Source organism: Paenibacillus sp. FSL W8-0426, assembly GCF_037969725.1.
Lineage (GTDB): Bacteria > Bacillota > Bacilli > Paenibacillales > Paenibacillaceae > Paenibacillus > Paenibacillus hubeiensis.
Genome location: NZ_CP150203.1, coordinates 5,168,448 through 5,189,659, shown reverse-complemented (window position 1 = coordinate 5,189,659; position 21,212 = coordinate 5,168,448). Strand labels below are relative to the sequence as shown.

General features: G+C 46.5%; 20 protein-coding genes. 15 read left to right on the top strand and 5 right to left on the bottom strand.

Translation table 11 applies throughout. From position 1 onward, the window contains the following. Positions 1 to 109 precede the first annotated feature (109 nt). From MKY59_RS23505 to MKY59_RS23480, 6 genes are all read left to right on the top strand, one after another. Entirely contained in the window at positions 110 to 685 is a 576-nt protein-coding gene (locus MKY59_RS23505; RefSeq protein WP_236415702.1) for a GNAT family protein, read from the top strand. Positions 686 to 802: 117 nt separating this feature from the next. Further along, complete coding sequence (locus MKY59_RS23500) at positions 803 to 1,318, top strand: hypothetical protein (RefSeq protein ID WP_339274019.1); 516 nt, start codon at positions 803 to 805, stop codon at positions 1,316 to 1,318. 65 nt (positions 1,319 to 1,383) lie between these two features. Further along, positions 1,384 to 1,752 (top strand): hypothetical protein, encoded by a 369-nt coding sequence (locus MKY59_RS23495; protein WP_236415704.1) that lies wholly within the window; start codon positions 1,384 to 1,386, stop codon positions 1,750 to 1,752. A gap of 479 nt (positions 1,753 to 2,231) precedes the next feature. After that, positions 2,232 to 2,864: a TetR/AcrR family transcriptional regulator gene (locus MKY59_RS23490; protein WP_339274018.1), complete on the top strand. Its 633-nt coding sequence runs from the start codon at positions 2,232 to 2,234 to the stop codon at positions 2,862 to 2,864. After that, complete coding sequence (locus MKY59_RS23485) at positions 2,861 to 3,325, top strand: PH domain-containing protein (protein ID WP_339274017.1); 465 nt, start codon at positions 2,861 to 2,863, stop codon at positions 3,323 to 3,325. Before MKY59_RS23490 ends, MKY59_RS23485 begins: the two co-directional genes overlap by 4 nt. Then, the gene (locus MKY59_RS23480; protein ID WP_339274016.1) at positions 3,312 to 4,838 is read left to right on the top strand and encodes a PH domain-containing protein; all 1,527 of its coding nucleotides are present in this window, start codon (positions 3,312 to 3,314) and stop codon (positions 4,836 to 4,838) included. The genes MKY59_RS23485 and MKY59_RS23480 overlap by 14 nt, the downstream gene beginning before the upstream one ends. Before the next feature lie 279 nt (positions 4,839 to 5,117). On the opposite strand, the gene MKY59_RS23475 is transcribed toward MKY59_RS23480, so the two are convergent. Further along, complete coding sequence (locus MKY59_RS23475) at positions 5,118 to 6,059, bottom strand: zinc-binding dehydrogenase (protein WP_339274015.1); 942 nt, start codon at positions 6,057 to 6,059, stop codon at positions 5,118 to 5,120. A 125-nt stretch (positions 6,060 to 6,184) separates the two neighbouring features. On the opposite strand from MKY59_RS23475, the gene MKY59_RS23470 reads away from it, so the two are divergent. The 3 genes from MKY59_RS23470 (at position 6,185) to MKY59_RS23460 (ending at position 8,876) form a co-directional block, all read left to right on the top strand. Continuing rightward, positions 6,185 to 7,063: a hypothetical protein gene (locus MKY59_RS23470; RefSeq protein WP_339274014.1), complete on the top strand. Its 879-nt coding sequence runs from the start codon at positions 6,185 to 6,187 to the stop codon at positions 7,061 to 7,063. A gap of 307 nt (positions 7,064 to 7,370) precedes the next feature. Further along, complete coding sequence (locus MKY59_RS23465; protein ID WP_236415708.1) at positions 7,371 to 7,637, top strand: CD3324 family protein; 267 nt, start codon at positions 7,371 to 7,373, stop codon at positions 7,635 to 7,637. 156 nt (positions 7,638 to 7,793) lie between these two features. After that, on the top strand, positions 7,794 to 8,876 hold the full coding sequence (locus tag MKY59_RS23460) for a nucleotidyltransferase domain-containing protein (protein ID WP_339274013.1): 1,083 nt from the start codon (positions 7,794 to 7,796) through the stop codon (positions 8,874 to 8,876). 478 nt (positions 8,877 to 9,354) lie between these two features. Here the strand turns inward: MKY59_RS23460 and MKY59_RS23455 are convergent, their stop codons facing one another. Further along, positions 9,355 to 10,620 (bottom strand): IS110 family transposase, encoded by a 1,266-nt coding sequence (locus MKY59_RS23455; RefSeq protein ID WP_339274012.1) that lies wholly within the window; start codon positions 10,618 to 10,620, stop codon positions 9,355 to 9,357. 335 nt (positions 10,621 to 10,955) lie between these two features. Between MKY59_RS23455 and MKY59_RS23450 the strand changes: the two genes are divergently transcribed. Both MKY59_RS23450 and MKY59_RS23445 read left to right on the top strand, forming a co-directional pair. Then, the gene (locus MKY59_RS23450) at positions 10,956 to 11,246 is read left to right on the top strand and encodes a YfzA family protein (protein WP_339274011.1); all 291 of its coding nucleotides are present in this window, start codon (positions 10,956 to 10,958) and stop codon (positions 11,244 to 11,246) included. Positions 11,247 to 11,568: 322 nt separating this feature from the next. Next, the gene (locus tag MKY59_RS23445) at positions 11,569 to 12,081 is read left to right on the top strand and encodes a hypothetical protein (protein WP_339274010.1); all 513 of its coding nucleotides are present in this window, start codon (positions 11,569 to 11,571) and stop codon (positions 12,079 to 12,081) included. Between the two features lie 382 nt (positions 12,082 to 12,463). Here the strand turns inward: MKY59_RS23445 and MKY59_RS23440 are convergent, their stop codons facing one another. Continuing rightward, complete coding sequence (locus MKY59_RS23440) at positions 12,464 to 12,832, bottom strand: VOC family protein (protein ID WP_236415712.1); 369 nt, start codon at positions 12,830 to 12,832, stop codon at positions 12,464 to 12,466. A gap of 778 nt (positions 12,833 to 13,610) precedes the next feature. On the opposite strand from MKY59_RS23440, the gene MKY59_RS23435 reads away from it, so the two are divergent. The 3 genes from MKY59_RS23435 (at position 13,611) to MKY59_RS23425 (ending at position 17,018) form a co-directional block, all read left to right on the top strand. Beyond that, positions 13,611 to 14,366 carry an exodeoxyribonuclease III gene (locus MKY59_RS23435; protein ID WP_339274009.1) on the top strand — a complete coding sequence of 252 codons (756 nt, stop codon included), beginning with the start codon at positions 13,611 to 13,613 and terminating at the stop codon, positions 14,364 to 14,366. Between the two features lie 246 nt (positions 14,367 to 14,612). Next, positions 14,613 to 15,602, top strand: coding sequence for an alpha/beta hydrolase (locus MKY59_RS23430; RefSeq protein ID WP_339274008.1), 990 nt, complete (start codon positions 14,613 to 14,615; stop codon positions 15,600 to 15,602). Positions 15,603 to 16,040: 438 nt separating this feature from the next. Beyond that, complete coding sequence (locus MKY59_RS23425) at positions 16,041 to 17,018, top strand: diaminopimelate dehydrogenase (protein ID WP_236415715.1); 978 nt, start codon at positions 16,041 to 16,043, stop codon at positions 17,016 to 17,018. 612 nt (positions 17,019 to 17,630) lie between these two features. On the opposite strand, the gene MKY59_RS23420 is transcribed toward MKY59_RS23425, so the two are convergent. Next, complete coding sequence (locus MKY59_RS23420) at positions 17,631 to 18,509, bottom strand: pentapeptide repeat-containing protein (protein ID WP_339274007.1); 879 nt, start codon at positions 18,507 to 18,509, stop codon at positions 17,631 to 17,633. A gap of 47 nt (positions 18,510 to 18,556) precedes the next feature. Continuing rightward, complete coding sequence (locus MKY59_RS23415; RefSeq protein WP_236415717.1) at positions 18,557 to 19,600, bottom strand: LacI family DNA-binding transcriptional regulator; 1,044 nt, start codon at positions 19,598 to 19,600, stop codon at positions 18,557 to 18,559. Between the two features lie 308 nt (positions 19,601 to 19,908). Between MKY59_RS23415 and MKY59_RS23410 the strand changes: the two genes are divergently transcribed. Next, positions 19,909 to 21,183, top strand: coding sequence for a DUF4038 domain-containing protein (locus tag MKY59_RS23410; RefSeq protein ID WP_339274006.1), 1,275 nt, complete (start codon positions 19,909 to 19,911; stop codon positions 21,181 to 21,183). Positions 21,184 to 21,212: the final 29 nt, after the last annotated feature.

The window sequence follows — 21,212 nt, the reverse complement described above, 5'->3', positions numbered from 1 at the left end:
ATTCGTATGAAATATGTAACAAAGGTGATTGAAAAGTAGTTTGTTTGCCTTTGACTCTTTTCAATCGGAATCAATAAACCAAATTATTTGAAAAGAGGAACATACTTATATGTACCATGATGAGAATTTGTTAATTCGGCCAATTGAGCATACTGATCTTTATCGTATTTGGGAATTAGTGTATAAGGATGAAACGCCTGAATGGAAAAGATGGGATGCTCCTTATTATCCGCATCAATCTAAAACGTATGAAGAATTTTTACCTATCGGTGAAAGCTGGATCAACCAACCAAACCTTTGGGTAATCGAAGTAGATCGAATTGTACGAGGTATGGTTTCTTATTATTGGGAACATGAGCCTTCGAAATGGCTTGAAATGGGAATTGTATTTCATGAGAGCAGTTCATGGGGGAAAGGAAATGGAACACGTGCATTAAAATTATGGATGGATCATTTATTTAATACAATGCCGCTAGTTCGTGTAGGTTTTACTACATGGTCAGGTAATGAAAGAATGATTCGAGTTGGTGAAAAACTAGGGATGCAAAATGAAGCGCGAATTCGAAAGGTTCGTTTCTACAATGGAAGTTATTATGATTCCATTCGAATGGGAATTTTAAGAGAAGAATGGGTAACGATTCATTCTGCTAACGGGGCAAGTTCGCTGAATGATGACTCGGTTTAACATTTGTAGTAAAGCTAAGTTTTTTGATATTACAGTGGTTTGGCAGCTAAGGGGACATCTTTTTCTTACTCTAAGCTTATGATTTTGCGGTAGGCACTTCCATAGCCCCGACTGAGAATGAACTTCGGGAACGATAATGTTGTAACAGAGCAACCCAGTGCAATTTGTGCAACTATTGAATGCAGATTCTGGTTGCGCGGTGGATGGGCAATCGATTTTTTACTCGGAAAGGTTACCCGTCCACATGACGATATAGACTTGGTAACATGGATACAGCACAGAGAGCAGCTAGAGCTTGCTCTTGTCGAAGCTGGTTATGAACAGATTTCTGTGAGAGAGCAGTTTCGCGGGAGACAGTCTGATTTTAGCAAAGATGGCGTAGATATTACATTTGGCTATATATCGAGTACTAATGATGGAAGTATTATTATGAATGGCTTACCAGAGTGGGTATGGCGACAGGATTCGTTGTTATCAAAAAGCTTTATGTTAAACGGAATATCAGCTCATGTCTTACATCCGAGACAACTTTTAGAGGAAAAGGAGGTTTACGAACAAATCGGTAGAGTACCTCGGCCCAAGGATGAAGATAGCAAAAATATATTGTATCGTATAATAGCAGAGTTAAATTAGTCTTTGGAACAAGATACGCTGTTTCACAAACTGGAGAGTTATTCGGATCGAAAAGGAGAATGGAGATGACCGCAAAGTTGATCTTGAATTATACGGATGGAGATTTCATAGAAAAGATAGAAATACCGATTTATAAAGAGTATCGCAAGGATACCTCTTTTCAACTGTACCATTTAAATCGCAACCCTGCTCGTATTGTTCACAAAGAATTGTTAGTTATCGATGAATCGGGGATTGCACCAGGGAGTATGTTTCAAAGTGTTACCGAATTTTGTGAAAAAATTATCCCTTATTTATTGAGTAGGAAAAATGAGTCGCTATTTTTATTCGGGGAGTATTACGATGCAGAACAGGATAAGATGGTGGACATCGATGATATTGAGATTCCCTGTTTCGTAGGCGGGGAAGTCACTTTGCAAGAAGAAAAAAAGTAATCTTGGATCTGCAAAGGTAACACTCTATTTCTCATTGACTTAAGGAGTTAATGTCGGGAGAGAAGAACGGGGGTGAACATTTTAGCTCACGGTGTCATAGCCCCACGGCAGAGACGTTCTACCCCAGCTACCCATATAAACTTCCTGCGAACAAAAAAAGGTCAACAGAAAAACTGGCTGATCTCATAATACGGAACGGACAGGGTAGTTTAAGATCAAACGTGGTGAAACGTAGCATAAGTAACGGCAAGTTTTTGGGGATGCAGAAACGAAGGGGTATCTAGAAGGGGGATCATTGCTGATTAAAGGCAATGGTCCCCCTTTCGCCATTCGGGCGTTTGATTGCGATAGTCATTAGCCAGAATAAATGAAACGACATATTTACACTTTAGTACGATCGTGCTAATATAATTGTACGATCGTACTAAATCAAGTTGGGTTTCTGATTTAAAGAATATTGCATCGAGGTGCTTGAGTGTATGGAACAAACGAAAAGAAAAGAACAGATTATGAAAGTGGCGATTGAGACCATCGCCGCGCTGGGTTATTCTAAGGCCTCAGTGGGGGAAATCTCTAAACGCGCGGGTATCAGCAAGGGGGTATTTACCTACCATTTTGCGAGTAAAGACGATTTGATGGATCAAATCGTCCGCGAGGTGTATGAAGCTGGTTTCCGTTTTATGCAGCCAAAAGTCGAGGGACAAACGAGTCCCATTGGCATGTTAACAGCCTATATCGAGTCTAATCTAGCTTTTATAAAAGAGAACTGCGACTACATTGTTGCCTTAGCCGAAGTCGTTATGAATGCTCGTACGCCGGAAGGGAAACTGCGCTTCGCGGGCTCGACAGATGACTCCATTCTAGAACCTCTTATCGAAATCTTTAAATGGGGGGAAGAGACAGGGGAATTCAGGACGTTCACTGAACGGGCTGCTCGTGTCACTGCTTCCGCTATACGCAGTGCGATTGACAGCGTGGCTACTCAACTTGTAGCTCAACCGAACCTTGATATACCAGGCTTCTCCGAGGAGCTTGTCTCGCTATTTCTTGCCGCTGTCTGCAAGCCAAAGGTTAGCACGGGTGCTACCGGGGAGAAGGTGGAAGGACGATGAAGCGTATCGATCCACGAGCGATTAATTGCCGAAAGACTGAAGGATGGGTGAGCAGCGCGGTATGCCTAATCATTGTCGTCGTGTTTGGCTTGTTGACGGTACGATACGATTGGCCAATATGGATCGTAGCATTAACGGCCGTTATCTCTTTCATGATCATTGTTTTAGAACTGGTAATACTTCCGAGCGTGCTGTATCGTTCTTGGCAGTATGCGATTTTGGAGAAAGAAGTAGAGCTTCACCATGGCCTTTGGGTGCGGAAACGAACATTGATTCCAATGTCGCGCATTCAGCACGTAAACACGAAGCAGGGTCCGCTTGAGAAAAGATACGGATTATCCACTGTAACGTTCGCCACAGCCGCAGGCAGCCATTGTATCCCGGGATTATCCGATGAGGAAGCCGATCGTGTGCGAAGACGAATCGCCGAGGGGGCCGATATCAATCATGAGGAGATCTAAACATACCCTAACCGCAACGGATCGACGTCTGCACCCGGTTTCGATGTTATATTTTCTAACCCATTCAGGGAAAGAACTAGCTGGCTTGCTGCCGCTTATCCCTGTTTGTATTGTTCTAGCAAACAATCTATTCGGCGAAGAGGTCAATCGCTTGTTTTTGACCGGTGTCATCATCACCAATGCTATTATATTGTTAATCGTATTGGCATGGCTGCGTTGGCGTCGCTTCTTATATAGAGTTGAACAGGGAGTTCTTTATATCGAGCATGGTTTATGGATTCGCCAAAAACTTTGGATTTCCAAGGAACGCATTTCTTCATTGGACACGTCAATCAGTATATACGATAGATTATTCGGTCTGATCCGATTGAAAGTAGAAACAGCTGGAGGAAATGACGAGCCCGAGGCTGTACTTAGTTCCATTACGGTTGCAGAGGCCGCCCGCATTCAAGCCATGCTGGGATTGCCCAGTGACATAAATATACCCTGCATAGACGAAAGCAGACATAAACTTGCCCCTCATTCGGAGGCAGATGTCTTATCTCATGAAGAATTGCGAATGTCGCTCAGTCGTACGCTTATTATGACTTTGGCACGAGGCAAACTCTTGGTGATTTGGTTCGTTATCGCAGGAGGCGGTTTAAAGCTATGGGATCAATGGCTAAGGGACACTTCAGCTTGGGCGTTTATTTACGACCGACTCATGTTAGCCAATATGGCGGGGATGATTACAATATATGTAATCCTCACCTGGATTCTCGCTTTTATGACAACTTTCTTTTTGGATTATGGGTTCAGGTTAGAGGTAGACGGCGATAAAATAACGATAGAGCGCGGGTTCTTGGAGAAGAAACGAAAGGTCATCAAGACCAGTCGCATTCAGGCTGTGCGTGTGACGGAAAATGTGTTGCACCAGATTTTCGGTATGGTTTCCGTGCGTATTGTTATGTCTGGGAGTTCGGAAGAAGACAAAAAAACGGTAGATTTGTTCCCTCTCGTTCGTGTTTCCGAACTTCCCTCGTTGTTGAATAGGGTATTACCGGACTTCACTTTACCCAAGGCGTGGAACCTCGTGAGCAAAAAGGGTTATGGTAACTATGTTGTGTTTCCCTCCCTTGTCTGCTTGATAGCAACAGCAGCTGCTATCGTCTTACTGCCTACCGATTGGCGTTGGCTTGTGCTGTTTTTCCCTATCGTGGTCTGGTGGAGAGGCGTGTTGGAATTCAAGAATGCAGCATGGTCACAGGAGGGAGGAGAACAACTTGCCATTCGATTCGGTAGTTTTTCGAGACAGCAAGTGCTCATCCCCCGATCCAGGGTTCAGTGGCATAGAAGCACTCAGACGCTATTTCAAGAAGGAAAACAGATCGCGACGCTCAGGGTAAATGTGGCATCGAGTAAATCTGGAGCTGTGTTCTTACTCCGTCATGCCCCGGTTACTGATGTCCATAAACTATTCGACTGGTTATCCTTTACTAGAAAACGATCGGAGCAATGGGACGTCTCCAAATGAAGCAGCTGCCATTTTCAATATCTCTTCTCCAGGGGTTATTCGAAGGTGGCGCAGTTCACTTCAAGCAAGAATTAGCACGATACATGGATTACTACAATCATAAAAGCATCAAGTCAAAAATGGGGCCCGGTAGGGCAGGATCAGGAGAGAAAATGACATGTATAGCAATGAAATTCAAAAGCAGCGGTACTCTCTGCTCGAAGCGAGCCAGGGAATACTGCTGCTGGTTTTTTTGGATGCATGTTTAGATTTCTGGCATTATCGTTGCAAACGTATTAATCAACCTATATGAAGCACCGCTTTGCCGGAGAAATTCCGTTCCAGCAGATTACGGGCAACGGTATCTATTTCGGTCCAAGGCGCCTTGACTTCGATCCGGGGGGCTAACCGCTTATCTGTGACGAGCCGGGCCAACAAACTCAGATCGTCCGCGACGGATTGACGAGTGAGTTCCTCACCTAGAAAAAAGCTGTACAAGGTTTTTCCTCCGCTGGTCACCAGATTCATCATGTCGAGCGTTGCGGTATTCGAAGAGGAAAATCCTACCGCAACGCAAACCCCTTGGGGCGCCAACTGCGGCAGCAATGCCGCCAGTGTATTGCCGCCTACTGAATCGATGATCAGATCGTACGGCCCGAACTTATGGGCTGAAGAAATTGCGGAATATCCAATGATCACTTCATCGGATCCGGCCTCCCGAACAATCTTGGCCTTCTCCTCCGTGCTTGCTATGCCTACGACGAATGCGCCGGATTGGGCTGCAAGCTGATGGGCGAATAGCCCGACCCCGCCGGTAGAGCCTGTAATGAAAATGCGTTTGCCAAGCAGCATGCCGCCTTTACGGAGCGCATAAAGAGCCGTAAGCCCTGCTACGGGGAGGGTAGCCGCCTCCGTAAAAGTGAGCTTTTCTGGAATTTCGGCCAGCATCGATACGGGGGCAGCCACTTGCTCGCTCCAGGCTCCCATGGGAAGCAAACCGACAACCCTGGCCCCTTTTTGCGGACCTGCGCCGCTCCTGGCCGGCTCGATGACAATTCCGGCGAAATCCCAGCCGGGACGGCTGGATGTCTCCTGATGCTTAGCGTCGCTCACTTCACCGCGATTGAGAGAGAAGGCCTTCACTTGCACAAGTGCTTCCCAAGGCTTGGCCTCCGGGGCGTCAACTTCCTTGAGCGCCAAATGTGACGGGGCAAGCGGATCCACTACAATGGTACGAATCATATCCGTTTCTCCTCCATGTATCGTTATGTGTCATTTAATGACTTTCAATTTCAATGAGGAGTATACTTTAAATATATTTTCATCCCAAGTGCAGAACTACACTTCATAAGAGGAGGGAAGAGAGGATGGATATAGATGCGGAGAATTCCAGACATCGAATCGTAATGGGAGAAATTGAAGCGCTGCGGGTCAAACGCCAGCAAAAGCTTGCCGATCGGCCTCACCCGTCCTTGAAACGATTTACTCAACAAGAGTTGAACGACGAGGCTTTTCCTTCGTATAAAAATTTGCTGGTTGGACGTACCCGCCGTATCCCGGCTCGTCAGACGATTATCAATATTGCAGAATATCTTGAATGTACATCCGACGAGCGGAACGATTTGCTATTGGCGGCCGGTTATCTTCCGATCCGGACCGAATTGGAGGGGAGATCGTTGGAGCGTGCATTGGAGTGGGCTCAGCAAACGATGAGGAGCATTCCTTTTCCCGCCATGATCGTAGCTCATACACAGGACATCCAGGGGTTAAATGAGCCGTTTCGTCATTTGTTCGATATTCCTCTTGACCGTTCATATGACGGTTTATTGAATAGAATCGATTTTCATTTTAATTCCAGTTTACCGATCCGGCCCCGCTCCACTTTTGACAAAGCGTCGACTGAGCAGTGGGAGGAGCATGCCATAAACGGGATCCACGCCTTTAAGAGGGAGCACATGCTTTCGCGTTATGATGCGTGGTATCAAAAGCTGTTGGATAAAGTTCAGAAATATAACGTGGACGAAGTTCTGAATGGGCCGGATGCAGAGCCAAAGATGGATCATACACAAACCATACTGGCCAGGATGGAAAGCTCCGGAGAGCTTGTTCCCATACGTTACAGACAGGTTTCGATTTCCGCTGGCAGCCGATTATATCCGCAAATTGTAGTTTTCCTCCCGGTAGATGCTGCTGCACGTACCGTTTTCGAGAACCTGGGATGTCCGGCTGATTGTAGTTTTGTCTAACCCAACACGACCAAGAGGAAGAAACCGAAAAGTTATAGCGACAATCGTGTCAGCCTCATAAACACATCTTGAACAACAAGCTCTGATATAATAAGCATATAGCAGCTATCTATTTTCTATGGAGGTGAAGCTATATTGAAAACCATCGGGGTAGGGTTCTTACATGCATCGCTCTATGCAAAGCCAGTGAAGGATATGGCAATGCTTTGCATAGAGCTTAGAAACAATCACATTGCCAACGACGAATCGTAATATTCTACGAACTGGCTTTGCACCTTATTGATTGATTAAATAAGGAGTGAGGCCCATGAAATATTCAAAAGCCGAGTCTGTTTTTCCGGAAGAATTGCTACGTACCATTCAAGAATACGTTCAAGGCGAATTGGTTTATATCCCAAAACCCAAAGAGGCACACCTAAAATGGGGCGAGAAAACTCACAGCAAAAATAGGGTATCTGCTCGAAACGCCGAGATTAAATCCTTATTCCGCAATGGAGTTAGGATAGAGGAGTTGGCGGGCCGGTATTTCTTGTCCTGCGAAAGCATAAAGAAAATTGTCTATAAAAAGAACTGATGAAATCCGCTGAATCGTCGTATCGACGGTTTAGCGGATTTTGTGCAAAGATGAATTAAATCAACTTATACATAGTAACCGCACCTCTAAATCAATAGACTCAAGTTAAGGTTGTTGTGATGAAGGACGGCCGGATTATACGAAGGGGTGTACCGAATGAACGAAATCATAAAGAAGAAGCTGCTGGCCAAAAATGAACTGCTCATTAACATGGTGATCGAACGCGCAAAAAGAGATTTTCTAGACGATATCGCAATTATTGGGCTTACGGGTTCATTTAGCACCGGGGACTTTCATGAGAAGAGCGATCTTGATTTGATTATCATTAATCATACAGAAAGGGGATGGGAAATATCCGATTGCTTCATCTTGGATGACGTCGGATATGACATCTATTGCACGCCATGGGATTCAAGAATACAACAGCAATCCACCTTGGAGCGTCCCGACGTATCGAGCCTAACCGAGCTCCAAATACTCTACTATGCAAAGCCTGAGGATCTGGAAAAATTGAACGACTTCAGACAAAAAGCGCTAGATGCACTTTCGAACCCGATCGGAGAAGCGTGTCTTCATCGAGCAAATAAATGGATCGACCTGGCTAAGCAAGCGTACAGCGATACGATGCTCGGTGAAGATATCGGTTCAGTGCGACAGGCATCTGCTGGCGTTCTGTACAATCTGGTCAATGCCTTGGTCAATATGAATAACACATGCATCAAAAGAGGAATCAAGCGATATTTGGAAGAGATCCGCTCGTTGCGCCATGTTCCGGATGATCTCGAATCCTTATACATGTCAATCATCGAAGCTCATACCATTGAAGATATCCGTATAGCGTCTTTTAACATGTTGAAAAGCGTTACGAAGTTACATCGCACGATGTGTGATAACTTCATTGTTAAACCTGTTCCGACCTTTGATAATCTGAGGGGAACATACGAAGAATTATGGTGCAACTACCGCAATAAAATGTTGAACAGCGTTATAACGAACGATGCTTCCTATGTCTTTCTTTCGGCCTTTGGAGCACAAGGGTATCTTGATGAAATGGCTGTGGAGAAAGGAACCAAGAAATTTGATCTTATGCAGTACTTTGATGCAAGTGATTTACCAGTTATGAAAGAGAAGTTCCTTGAAGTGATGGATGAATATCTAGTCGAGTATGATAAGGTCGGCAGAGAAGTCGAACGTTTTACAACCTTCGAGCAACTATATGCCCATTATATGAATCATTGACCTTACACCCCAGTTGGTAAGAAGTCCGCGGAAACGGGATTGTAGACACTCTATCTGATAAAATAGGACTACGGATTAGAGTATGAACAAGCAAAAAGGCGGAAGTATTAAGCTCCCTCGTAATAATTCAGTTTCCTCACTCAGACTCATGAATTCGCAGGATTTCATCCTGTAGTTAAAGTGAAGAAGAGGATGATGAAGGAGCCGGTAGCTGGCAGATGGAGAATTGGGCATGCGCAAATAGAGGGTGAATAAGGATTACCTATATTGTTCCATTATGTGCACGTCTCCACTTCGCCCTAGCGATTCTCACTCCCATGTCTCAACGGGTCATAGCCCTTTCATTCCTTCGTCACATCTAACCAAGGGGTGGAGGTCGGTCTTTCTAACGGAACGGGTCTGAGCCCTTTTGCGTAACGTCTCCCGATACTCCGTGCTTCTTGTCATCCTGCGAATACATGAGTCGATGAGGATTGGTTTATGCTGCTTGGGGGAATACTTTGATCGGTTCGTAAACGGAACTGCCTTTAACCAATGCGACTAGCATTCGTGCTACTTTACCGATTAATTTCATAATGGATTTCATCTTCTTCAGTTTCTTTACCTCTACATTGTATCGATGTGCCGCTCGTATTTCTGGATTTGTCATGACCATACTCATCGTCATGAGATAAAGAAAATGACGTAAGCGTGGCCGGCCTCGTTTACTGAGTACCATCTTTCCTCTCCATTTCCCTGAGCTAGCCTCGGCTAGATTTAATCCAGCATGACGAAGCAAAGCATTTCCATGCGAATAGCTACTTAGATCACCAGCTTCTCCGAGTATACCAGCTAGATTTGTGACATAGATGCCTCGTATTTCAAGGAGTTTTTGTGCATAGGGAATACGTTCAAGAATGATTCGGAGCTCATGCTCAATTTGTTCAAGCTGGCGCTGTGCCAGATCATATTCTTCAATTAATTGTCTAAGATGGAGTTTGTAAGCTTGAAGTGCTTGAGTAGTACCCACACTGGATTTCGCAAGTGAGATGAGTAGTTCAGCACGTTTAACACCAGCATGACGCTTCACATATTGCTTCCAACCGGCAAGGACTTGTTCCGTATTTAGTCGACTAATTTCTTTCGGTAGAGGAAAGAGCCTGAGTGTTGCGATGGCACTGGTGCAAGTAAGGATTTTAAAGACCTGGCGAAGTTCAGGGAAAACAATATCTACCCAGCGATGAATCTGATTAACCGCAGCATTGAGGCGTTTGGTAACCGTCTCTCGATTCGCCATAAGAATACGTAATTCCTCGTAGTCTTCGGAATGGAAACGAACAGGGGAGTAGTATCCATTTTTGACCATGTCTGCAATGACAAGCGCATCTTTATGGTCACTTTTAGATGGTGTATTATCTCGGTTTTCCTTGTTCTTTTTGACGAGATGGGGATTAACCAGGACGGGCTCTATGCCGTAATTGAGAAGCCAACGTGCCAGGCTAAACCAGTAGTGGCCAGTCGGCTCCATACCAACGATGACGCTGCTAAGTTTGTAGGATTTGAGTAGATCTTGGATCCAGCGTTCGAACAGATCGAACCCTTCACGATGGTTACCGAATTCGAGCGGATTTCCCAGAGCGATCCCGCGAAAGCTGACGGCGCGGGCCACATGGGCTTCTTGAGCGATATCTACACCAATGACCAAGTGATGAACGGTAATGTTTTCAATGAGTTGATTTTGCTTGTTTTGTGCTTTAAACTTCATAGTAGAGCGACCTCCTGATGGGCTTTTTGAGGCTTTTGACCTCGTGCGTAACCCCATCGTACAGAGGCGCTCGTTTTTGTTCAAATTCCAAATTATTCGTTTTACAGGAATTCTAACGGGAAACGTTAGAGTAAAACAACAAAGCAGCAGATCAAAGTGATCGGCTGCTTTTATTCACTAACGGACAGGTTAGAAGGAATAGAAGGATCTGTTGAATTACAATTTAAAGTTAATTTTCAACAATTTAATACATCAATTTTGGAACTTAATCCCTGAATATCCGTATTAAACTTTATAATGTGAAGAAAATAGTACTAAATAAGGATGGGGTTACTTTGGCTAGGAAACAAAATGCTGTACCATTTCTGAAACGATATTGGGTATCTTCTATTGGTGTGTTTTTGTTGTCACAAATATTCTTTCTCACATCTGAAGCAACAGGTTGGAAACTTAACTACAGAGATACGAATGGAACGATATTTGGAAGGATTCTTGACACTCCTATTTTCACTGAATGGTTTAATTTCTACGAAACGCCCCAATATAATTTACTCACTGTCTTTTTTGGCATCTTTTTTCTTGTTCCTGGATTAGTGAGTGTGATAAAAAAGGTTTTTTCTCGCTAAGTGAACCTTACATACACTTTAGGAAAGCGAATACCGATTGCTGATTTAAGTTCGAATTGTGATGTGCCCAATGGTTTAACAGCATGATGCAAAGCACTTTGATGAATGTACATCATTAAAATACGGGGAAACTGGAGCTTAATAAAGCCAAGAAAGCAGCCGATCAAAGTGATCGGCTGCTTTTGTTCAACAAGCGGGCAAGTTATTTCAGTCCCATTTATAAATTTAAGATGTAACTTTCGTTGACGGATAGCGTTATTAATAACGAGAAACGTCTTAAAGGTTTTACAATAATTACTAAAAGAGAATATGAGGGATCAAGGTGAATAAAAAGGGACTTTTCTTTGCCATTTTATTTTTATCTATAATAACGTCGACCGTAACTGCCTGTGATTCAACAAACCCAAGTGAAGAGAATACGTCTAATCCAAAGTCTGGTTTATTATCAAGCAAGTCCGCTATTACAACCCTTACTAATTCTTTAAGTGAAGAAGAGAATAAACCCTCACACTATATTGCTTCTCGGGGCGCAGTTGTACAGCAACCTTTTTCAGTAAAGCCGGGAGTTGGACATATAAAACTTCTACTGAAGAACAATAGCAGCCATGAAGTCAATGTTAGTTTAACGCACGTAGATACGAATAAACTGTATTTCGTTAAAACGATGGCTCCCGAGGAATCTTTGGATTGGATAAATCTTTTTGAAGGTTTCGAACAAGGAATGCGTACCGGAGACTACTTACTTCAATGGAGTGGCGGTGGTTATCGTGTTGATGGGGAAGTATGGGGATCAGCTGGTTCAGACCCGGACGATATTGTCCATCTATCTTATTAAACTACCCTGAAAATTAATTCATAGCGTAACTCTAAAAAAGAATACGAAGCTAGACGCAGCTTACAAGATTTTTAAAAAAAGCTGCGCCTCTTGGTTTTTGAGAAGGTTAAAGCGGCACGCTGCCTTTCTTTGAGAGCTGCATTCGCCTGTACTGGGCACCGAGATCATGATCATATCATCGTATGGAGTGAGAAGCTTCGATGAGTGAGGATCGAAGATATTTGTTGCCTTTACGTGTTTGGGGGACTTGCGTTTGCCCGCGATTCCCGGAATACGATCCAGTCGGTCAAGGTTTTTTTGGATGAAAAAACTCCCATCACAGTAACAGGGTTTATTATTTCACCTGTCTACCGTATGGGGAGCATATCAATAGATTTGCGTATCAGGCTTTACTGTGAAGAGTAACTAGATAACCGTCTGGGTCGGCAAATGTAAAGGTTCGCCCGAATGGTCCATCTATTGGTGCAGATGTAATCTTTACACCTGCTGCAACAAGTTTATCATGGATTTCTTGCGTATCAGGGGCATGAAGCCAAAGAGCGACACCAAGTCCAGGCCGAGTACTTGAGCCGAGTTCAATTCCTGGTATTAGATCACGAAGAGCAAATGCAATAGGCTTTGTTTCAAAAACCACAGCATGAGGTGGTCCCGCCTGTGAGCGGACCAGTCCGAGATAGTTTTGATAGAATTCCGCAGAGCCTTCAAGATTACTCACTTGAAGTGAAATGAAGTCGGGTCCAATTGCTGACATAATGTAATGTCCTCCTTTGTATATGTGCTTGTTTATGTTATTCGTATAACTCGTAATGCTGACAAACATCGTAGATGATAACTGCTTTTTCGTCATTGCCGAAAGCATCAACTAACGTGAGTTTGTTAAGCATTTGTGCAAATCTCTCATGGAATTCATGAAAAGATGCGGTACCCTTTAGCTCATCAGCAGGGGAAGTACAATTGACGTCATTAGCTGAGAGAGAAATAACCATTTAAACATCTCGATTCGCCATCGCCTCAAAATAAGCATTTGCAATCTTCAAAGTCATGTAAATAACCTCGCTTTCATTTTGTATATCTTGATTATACAAGCCTCCTATTGCCAACAGTATGTCAGTAGCGTACTTTCATTTTCTCGATTTGTTCTCTTACTCGTTTTTTGAATGATTCAGGTTCAGTGGCTACCACATCTGCCCCCACCCAAGAATCCAACTCAGCCATTCTTCCGGTTGACGGACACGAAAAGTGACATGGTAACCGTCCTCTTTAGATTCAGCAGTTTCTATATAATGGGTCCTTTGCTTCTTCAACTCCTCGAAAAGGGGAATTACCAAAAAAGTAGCGCTATATCCTCAAAATGATGGAGAGTCTAATGTGGCGGAAGAAGAAAGTGTTATATATTCATTAAAAGGAGATTTGAAGCACGAAAAGCTTATCATCCATTGGAATAACGAGTCCGGAATCATCGTCATGTTCGGCCTTGTCCTTACGAATCTCCCATGCTATATTGGGGGACGTGAGGAGTGGAAAAAACGATGAAATTGGTATCATGGAACGTCAATGGCCTGCGGGCTTGCGTCAATAAAGGATTCGTAGATTATTACAACGAGGTTCAAGCAGACATTTTTTGCGTCCAGGAGACGAAGCTGCAAGAAGGTCAAATTGAGCTGGACCTGGGTGAGGATGTCCATCAATATTGGAACTATGCCATCAAAAAAGGATATTCCGGCACGGCCGTGTTCACCCGGATTGAACCGCTCTCCGTCCGTTACGGCATGGAAGAAGACAGCGAGCCGGAAGGACGGATGCTTACGCTGGAATTCGAGGCATTTTACCTGATCAACGTGTATACGCCCAATGCCAAGCGCGATCTGAGCCGCCTGCCTTATCGATTGGAGTGGGAGGATCGTTTTCGGGCGTACATTCTGGAATTGGAACAGCGCAAACCGGTCGTCGTGTGCGGCGATTTGAACGTGGCCCATCAGGAGATCGATCTGAAAAATCCGAAGTCTAACCAGGGCAACTCCGGTTTTACGCTGGAGGAGCGCGGCAAGATGACCGATTTGCTGGCAGCGGGATACGTGGACAGTTTCCGCCATTTGTATCCGGATCGTACGGATGTGTACAGCTGGTGGTCGTACATGCCGAAGGTGCGAGAGCGCAACGTGGGATGGCGTATCGATTATTTCCTGGTATCGGGCAAACTGCTGCCGTTGGTTGAAGATGCCCGGATCGACTGCCACGTTATGGGCAGCGATCATTGCCCGGTAGGTTTGAATCTTCGACTATAATGTCATCATAACTGCATTTCATGCGTTTAACCCGCAGATTTCCGTTCGCCGGAGATTTGCGGGTTTTTGTTTTGACTTGGAACCATATGACTTGTCGAGCTTGTATGCTGGGTGAAGGTATGAGATCGAAACTGGACTTTGGTTGGGGAACGAACTGGACCCTGGAATGTTTCGGAAGCGGACCTGTTTTAGGTAAGATGAGACAACAGAGAAACCATCGAATATGGGGTAAAGGGAAGGGAAAGCATGGGCAAATGGCTGGGAAGGGGTTTGCAGTTATTTGGCGGATTCATTTTGACCATGGGCGTTCTGCTCGTGATCGGCATGATCTATGAAGCTCATCAGTCGAGACAAGATCTGAGGGATTACATTCCGCCGGGAAAGCTGTACGAAGTCGACGGACGCAATATGCATTTGTACACGACAGGAACGGGTAAAACAACGATTGTTTTTGCTTCGGGCTGGGGAACGCCGAATCCTTATGCTGATTTCAGTCCGCTATACGAAGGGTTAAGACCGTATGCAAAGCTTGCGGTATATGACCGGTTCGGGTATGGCTACAGCGATTATACGGATGCGCCGCGCGACATCGATACGATGACCCGGGAGATTCACCAATTGCTGAAGTCGGCAGGACATCGTCCGCCGTTTATCATGGTGGGGCACTCCCTAGGGTCGCTGGAGGTGATTCGGTATGCGGAGATGTATCCGGATGAAGTCGCCGGCATCGTCATGATCGACGGAGGCAGTCCGAATTATTATTGCACCGAGGAGATGGAGATGCCCGAGTGGTATTTCGATTCGGCCCGCGCGTTGATCAAAACGGGCGTGGTCCGTGCATTGCTTCATTCCGACGAGATGACGAGCCAGTGGGTCATCGATCCCGGTTCGGTAACGGAACCGATGCGAAAGGCGGCGACCATCTCCACCTTGAAGCTTGCTTATAACGAAAACATGATGGAAGAAATGTGGAATGCCCAGAACAATGCAAGGCGCGTGCTGGCCGAGCGAACGGAGTTTTCGTTTCCGCTGACGATTCTGACGGCAGATCCCGAAGATGCGGACGATCAGAGTATGGCCTGGAGAAAGGATCAAGCCGATTTTGCCGGTTGGTCCGGAAAGGGCAAGCAAGTCTTTGTCCCGAATGCAGATCATGGCTTGCACAACAGCCATCCGGATGTGGTTGTAAACGAAATTTTGCGAATGCTGAATATACGCGGCGACAGCGGCATTTAAAGGGAAGCTGGAGCTGCGCGCAAGCTGCCGTGATGAATCGAGCAAGGAGTGTATCTCATTAATGACCAGCAAGAACAAGCGGTGAACAAGATTGACGTTGAAACATGTCCTGCGTCCATGGCAGCATCGAGGCTGTTTTGGGTTTCAGGGCTTTTTCATTGATAACGAATGAGGGTCCTTTATTTGCCAGATCGACCTTGGGCCAACAAAATATCACCTGTCAGCGAAAAAGAATGCTCGATGCCGCCTTAACCCTTTCCTCCGGTAACGCGGAAAATTTTTTTCTGTAAAATGGCGATTTAAACTGGAAACCTGACAAGTCACATGGTATGTTATATATTTATAGTATGTAAATCGAACCTTGGACTGAACGGTAATCGGACTTGTTCCATTTACATAGCAAAGCAACTATAGATGAAGACAGGGAGAGGATCGCAAATGGTAAGAGTAGGGATTGTAGGTTATGGAAACCTGGGTAAAGGCGTCGAGAAAGCCATCGCGCAAAACCCGGACATGGAGCTTATCGCAGTATTTACACGCCGTAACCCGGAACAAATGGTTGCCGAGGGTCCGGCTGTTCACTTCGAACATATCTCCGCAGCCGAGCAATACATCGGAAAAATCGATGTCATGATTCTGTGCGGCGGTTCCGCTACCGATCTTCCGGAGCAAACACCTGTCATTGCGCGTCTGTTCAATACGGTGGACAGCTTTGATACGCATGCCAAAATCCCTGAGTTCTATGACGCTGTAAACGCGGCAGCAGAGCAAGGCGGACATGTCAGCGTGATTTCTACGGGTTGGGACCCGGGCTTGTTCTCCATGAACCGCCTGTTGGCACAATCCATTTTGCCTGAAGGCAAAGAGTATACGTTCTGGGGCAAAGGCGTAAGCCAAGGACACTCCGATGCGATCCGACGCGTACCTGGCGTCAAAGCCGGCGTGCAATACACCGTTCCGGTAGAAGAAGTCATCGATCGCATTCGCGCAGGCGAAACGCCTGAGCTTGCTACGCGCGAGAAACATTTGAGACAATGTTTCGTCGTAGCCGAAGAAGGCGCGAACCACGACGAGATTCGTGAAACGATCGTTTCGATGCCGAACTATTTTGCCGATTACGATACAACGGTAACGTTCATTTCCGAAGAAGAATTGAAATCCGAGCATGCAGGCATGCCGCACGGCGGTTTCGTTATTCGCAGCGGAGTTACAGGAGCAGGCTCGAAGCAAATCATCGAGTTTGGCCTGAAGCTGGACAGCAATCCCGAATTCACGGCCAGCGTACTGGTTGCATATGCGAGAGCGGCACATCGTTTGAGCGGCGAAGGACACAAGGGAGCCAAAACGGTATTTGACATTCCGCTGGGCCACCTGTCCCCGAAATCTGCGGACGAGCTTCGTCGCGACTTGCTGTAATCGTCAATATTCATACAAGTATAGGGATGAGTTGCTAAAAGCACTTCTCTCTATCAAAAAGGAGCGAACCTTGCCGGACAAGCATATCCGGGTGAGGTTTGCTCCTTTTGTGTTATAGGGATTTAGCGTAGTCGCTCAATTTCCTCGGATCGTGCTCAAAGGTTCCTCGGCGCACTCGAATATAACTCGCACGCGAGGTACGTTCCCGCTCTGACGAACTTCACGCACCTTATTAGGTTGTTTGGGCGATGGTCGATCGTCTTACGAACCTGAGACATCTTAATTAGGATGTTTGGGTTATTATGGGCAAGATATCGGCGAATTAGCGTGTCTAGGGTTCGTTAGATTTTTTTGAGGTCGAAAAAGGGTTAAATAAGGTGCCTCAGGTTCGTTAAAATTTCCATGACGTGAACATGACCCGTACGGGTGCCAACATCCACGGAGATGTTGCCACTTGCGAGTGTCTATCGTATGTTGTGCAGCGTCAGTACGCGTCCTCCGGACTCGTGTGAGGCACATCTGACGAGCCGCACCAAGAGGCTATCTCCGTGGTCCGATGTCCCATCTTTTCGCCAGCGGCAAGATACATCAGGATCGGCCTACAGCCGACTCCTAGCTGCTCTTCAGCCAGTGTTCAGGGTGTTTCAGATGTGTCGGCAGCTTGGTTTCCCGGCTGCCTTTGGCCGAATTGATCTGGGATTGGGTAAGGAAAATGCTCTCCCGCAAATCGGCATGACTCAGGTCGGCATCGCGCAAATCCGCGCCGATCAGGTCTGTTCTTCGCATGTCGGCATTTCGCAGATCCGCCGCGATCATAATTGCACCGCGGAAGCTGGTCCCGCGAAGGTCGGCGCCCTTCAGCTTGGCACCGAGGAAATCCCAACCGGAGAGCTTTTTGCGTTTGGTTTTCCCGGAGCCCGAGCGATGACCACCTGCGCCTGCATCGGAATAGGCTTTGGCACGGACCATTTCGCTGGCTTGCAGCAGCAGGTCGTTCACGACAGAGCGATGGGCAGGCAGGTCCAGCCGCAGCATTGCGGCAGGCTCCAGGTTGGCCAGCTTCTCTGTTTCTTCATAAGCGTGCTGCAGCTCGGCATGAATAGATCGGGTGTCCTGAAGCTGAAGCATTTCCCGCACGTAACTGAGCATCTCGTGAATCTGTTTCAGGACCGGCAGGCAGTCGAACATCTCCGCAGCCAGTTCCGGATGTTGTCTCCAGTCCTTGCCTGCGTATGTCTCTTGGGATAACTTCTGCCCGGCGCCAAAGCAATCATAGACCGTACATCCTTTGAAGCCTTTCTGCCGAAGCCGGTCATGGATGCCGCAGCGATAATCCTGTCCCAGATTGGTGCAGGGCGTGCCGCCCGGTTTGTCAAAGGCGAAATCGGAGGATTTGCCATAGGGCAGCGCCACGCAGCACAAGCCGAAACATTGCTCGCAATCGGACGCCAAATGCGGATTGCCGCTCGTAGCGGAACGGATATTCAACAATGGGAACACTTCCTTTAGTTCGTATCAATATCAATGGTGTGGCTAAGTTAACGGCTTACTCGGGCACACGAGCGGCGCTCGACCACTTCGGTATTCACGCAAATATGGGCTCTGCTCGCGACATTGGCCGTCTGATTCAGAGGGTCCATCATCAGCCTTACGGCGGTTTGCGCCAAAGCGTCTTTCTTGACATGCACGGTCGTCAGTTCGGGGCTGATCACTTTGGCCTCGAAGATGTTGTCGAAGCCCATGACCGAAATGTCCTCAGGGACGCGAAGCCCCACGTTTTGCAGCGATTTGACGACGCTGATCGCCATGTAGTCGTTTTCGCAGAAAATCGCGCTCGGCAGCTCCTTCAGCTCCCGGATGGACTGCTGGAACCGGTCCTGCGGCATGACCATCATCGGTTCGAATTCGAAAGTCAACGCGTCGTCGACCTTCAATTGCTGCTCGGCAAGCGCGGCCATGAAGCCTTCCTCCCGTTTCGTGAAATTGGAAATGCGAGCTCGGGATTTCACATAACCGATGCGGCGATGGCCCAATCCAATCAGATGTTTGCCCGCCTGGTATCCCCCAAGCGAGTTGTTGATGGAGACAAAGTTGGCATCCAAATGATCGAAACACGTATCCAGAATGACGACATTTCGGTGGATGTCTTGAATCCGTTCAATCATGGGCGGTGTCAAGTTGGTTCCCAGCACCAACAGGCCGGCGGTAGGCTGATCCTTTTCCAGATTAGGCAGCTCCTGTTCCAGGTCGTTTACGTCAATCGAAGAGATGACGAGCGTGCTGCCATGCTGTTTGACCTGATCCGTAATGTGGTGGATCAATTCGTTAAAAAACGGAAGCGTATCGTAATGCTCGGTGACGATATCTGTATTTTTGCAGGCAACGAAACGAATAATAGCATTGGCATGCGATTTATGGGACTCCCTGCCAGTCTTGATCGTTCTTGGTTTGTAGCCATGGGCCTGGGCAATGTCCAGTATATGTTCGCGGGTCTGTTCGCTTACACCCGGTTTATTGTTAAAGGCAAGAGACACAGCTGCTTTGGAAACGCCAGCAAGCCTCGCGATATCATCGATTTTCAACGTACAACCTCCTACCATGAAATGCATATGTTCAGTATACCACGATTTCATCTAAACTTTCAGTCCTTCAACTAAACTAAACTTAACTAAAATATATAAAAACAAAACTGAAAAAAACATTGACTGTTTATAAATTGAGTGCTAATATGCAATTGTAAAACGTATTCATTTTGCATTCGGAACTGAAATTATATTAATTTAAGTTAAATTACAATTAATAGTTTAGTTTATTAATCTAATGTTTTTTTGTTTGTTTAGTTCTGATCCATATTCATTTAGCTGATCTTCAATCGAAAGGAGCAGAAGAAATGACGATAACGGTTGCTGCAAACGGAAGAACGCTGGAGAAGCATGGCAAACCGATGTTTTACCTGGCGGATACGGTCTGGAGCGCGTTTACGAACGCTACGCTGGAAGAGTGGGAGGAATACCTGGATTATCGCAAAATGCAGGGATTCAACGTGCTGCAGATGAACGTGCTTCGTCAATGGGACGCCAGCGGATCGGATCTCAATTGGGAACCCTTTCATTTACAAGAAGATGGATCTTACGACTATGCGGCACTGAACGAGGCGTATTTCGACCGTGCCGAACAAATGGTGCGCATGGCCGCGGAGAGAGGATTCACGCCTGCGCTTGTCCTGTTGTGGTGCAACTATGTGCCGGATACATGGGCTACGCCGTTGCAGAAAAATGCCAAGATGCCGATCGCAGCGGTTGAACCGTATGTCACCCATGTCGTGCAGCGTTTCTCGAAGTATGACCCGATCTATCTGGTGAGCGGCGACACGGATTTTCCTTCCGATGAGGCGAACGCGTATTATCTGGCCGCATTGGAAATCGTGAAACGCATTAGCCCGGCAAGCGTGACGACGCTCCACATTCAGGGAAGGCTGCGGGAGATTCCCGAAGTGTTCACGGAGCATGAGGGACTTGACTTTTATATGTACCAATCGGGTCATAACTCGGAGTTCCAATACATGGCTCACGAAATTGCAGAGCATTTCTATAATAAAACGCCTGTTCGTCCTGTCATTAACGGCGAGCCGTGCTACGAGCAAATCAGTTACAGCCGCAACGTGTACGGACGTTATTCTGCCGCGGATGCACGCAAAGCTGCATGGCAAAGCTTGCTGGCTGGCGGAGGAGCCGGAGTGACGTACGGAGCGCATGGCATCTGGAGCTGGCACAAAAAAGGAAAATCGTTCGGCATCGTGGAGGGAGAAGGTTTCGACAGCCCTTACGATTGGAGATCGGCTCTGCGTTTTGAGGGAGCATGGGATTATTCCTTCATTAAGTACCTGTTCGAAAACTATGGCCTGGTAGGCTTGCAACCGCTGGACATCGTGCAGAACAAGACGCGCGAAATTCGCGCTGCTGGCAACGAAAATACCGTGGTGCTGTACGTGCCGGTGAACACGAAAGTAAAGCTCGACTTCCCGGTGGAAGAGTACGACTTCACGACAATCGATTTGGTGAACCGTCGTTTCGCCCAAACGGATGCCGTGCGCGAGAACGGATACGGCGTATTGCCGATGCATGCTTTCGAGCATGACGTCGTCATTGTGGGTACACGGAAGTAAGATGAGAAGTCCGAATCGAAGGACTTAAG

What these genes read in the sequence shown, in the direction of transcription:
- MKY59_RS23505 (WP_236415702.1), top strand. Translation starts at nt 110, where the DNA reads ATGTACCATGATGAGAATTTGTTAATTCGGCCAATTGAGCATACTGAT.
- MKY59_RS23500 (WP_339274019.1), top strand. Translation starts at nt 803, where the DNA reads ATGAACTTCGGGAACGATAATGTTGTAACAGAGCAACCCAGTGCAATT.
- MKY59_RS23495 (WP_236415704.1), top strand. Translation starts at nt 1,384, where the DNA reads ATGACCGCAAAGTTGATCTTGAATTATACGGATGGAGATTTCATAGAA.
- MKY59_RS23490 (WP_339274018.1), top strand. Translation starts at nt 2,232, where the DNA reads ATGGAACAAACGAAAAGAAAAGAACAGATTATGAAAGTGGCGATTGAG.
- MKY59_RS23485 (WP_339274017.1), top strand. Translation starts at nt 2,861, where the DNA reads ATGAAGCGTATCGATCCACGAGCGATTAATTGCCGAAAGACTGAAGGA.
- MKY59_RS23480 (WP_339274016.1), top strand. Translation starts at nt 3,312, where the DNA reads ATGAGGAGATCTAAACATACCCTAACCGCAACGGATCGACGTCTGCAC.
- MKY59_RS23475 (WP_339274015.1), bottom strand. Translation starts at nt 6,059, where the DNA reads ATGATTCGTACCATTGTAGTGGATCCGCTTGCCCCGTCACATTTGGCG.
- MKY59_RS23470 (WP_339274014.1), top strand. Translation starts at nt 6,185, where the DNA reads ATGGATATAGATGCGGAGAATTCCAGACATCGAATCGTAATGGGAGAA.
- MKY59_RS23465 (WP_236415708.1), top strand. Translation starts at nt 7,371, where the DNA reads ATGAAATATTCAAAAGCCGAGTCTGTTTTTCCGGAAGAATTGCTACGT.
- MKY59_RS23460 (WP_339274013.1), top strand. Translation starts at nt 7,794, where the DNA reads ATGAACGAAATCATAAAGAAGAAGCTGCTGGCCAAAAATGAACTGCTC.
- MKY59_RS23455 (WP_339274012.1), bottom strand. Translation starts at nt 10,620, where the DNA reads ATGAAGTTTAAAGCACAAAACAAGCAAAATCAACTCATTGAAAACATT.
- MKY59_RS23440 (WP_236415712.1), bottom strand. Translation starts at nt 12,832, where the DNA reads ATGTCAGCAATTGGACCCGACTTCATTTCACTTCAAGTGAGTAATCTT.
- MKY59_RS23435 (WP_339274009.1), top strand. Translation starts at nt 13,611, where the DNA reads ATGAAATTGGTATCATGGAACGTCAATGGCCTGCGGGCTTGCGTCAAT.
- MKY59_RS23430 (WP_339274008.1), top strand. Translation starts at nt 14,613, where the DNA reads ATGGGCAAATGGCTGGGAAGGGGTTTGCAGTTATTTGGCGGATTCATT.
- MKY59_RS23425 (WP_236415715.1), top strand. Translation starts at nt 16,041, where the DNA reads ATGGTAAGAGTAGGGATTGTAGGTTATGGAAACCTGGGTAAAGGCGTC.
- MKY59_RS23410 (WP_339274006.1), top strand. Translation starts at nt 19,909, where the DNA reads ATGACGATAACGGTTGCTGCAAACGGAAGAACGCTGGAGAAGCATGGC.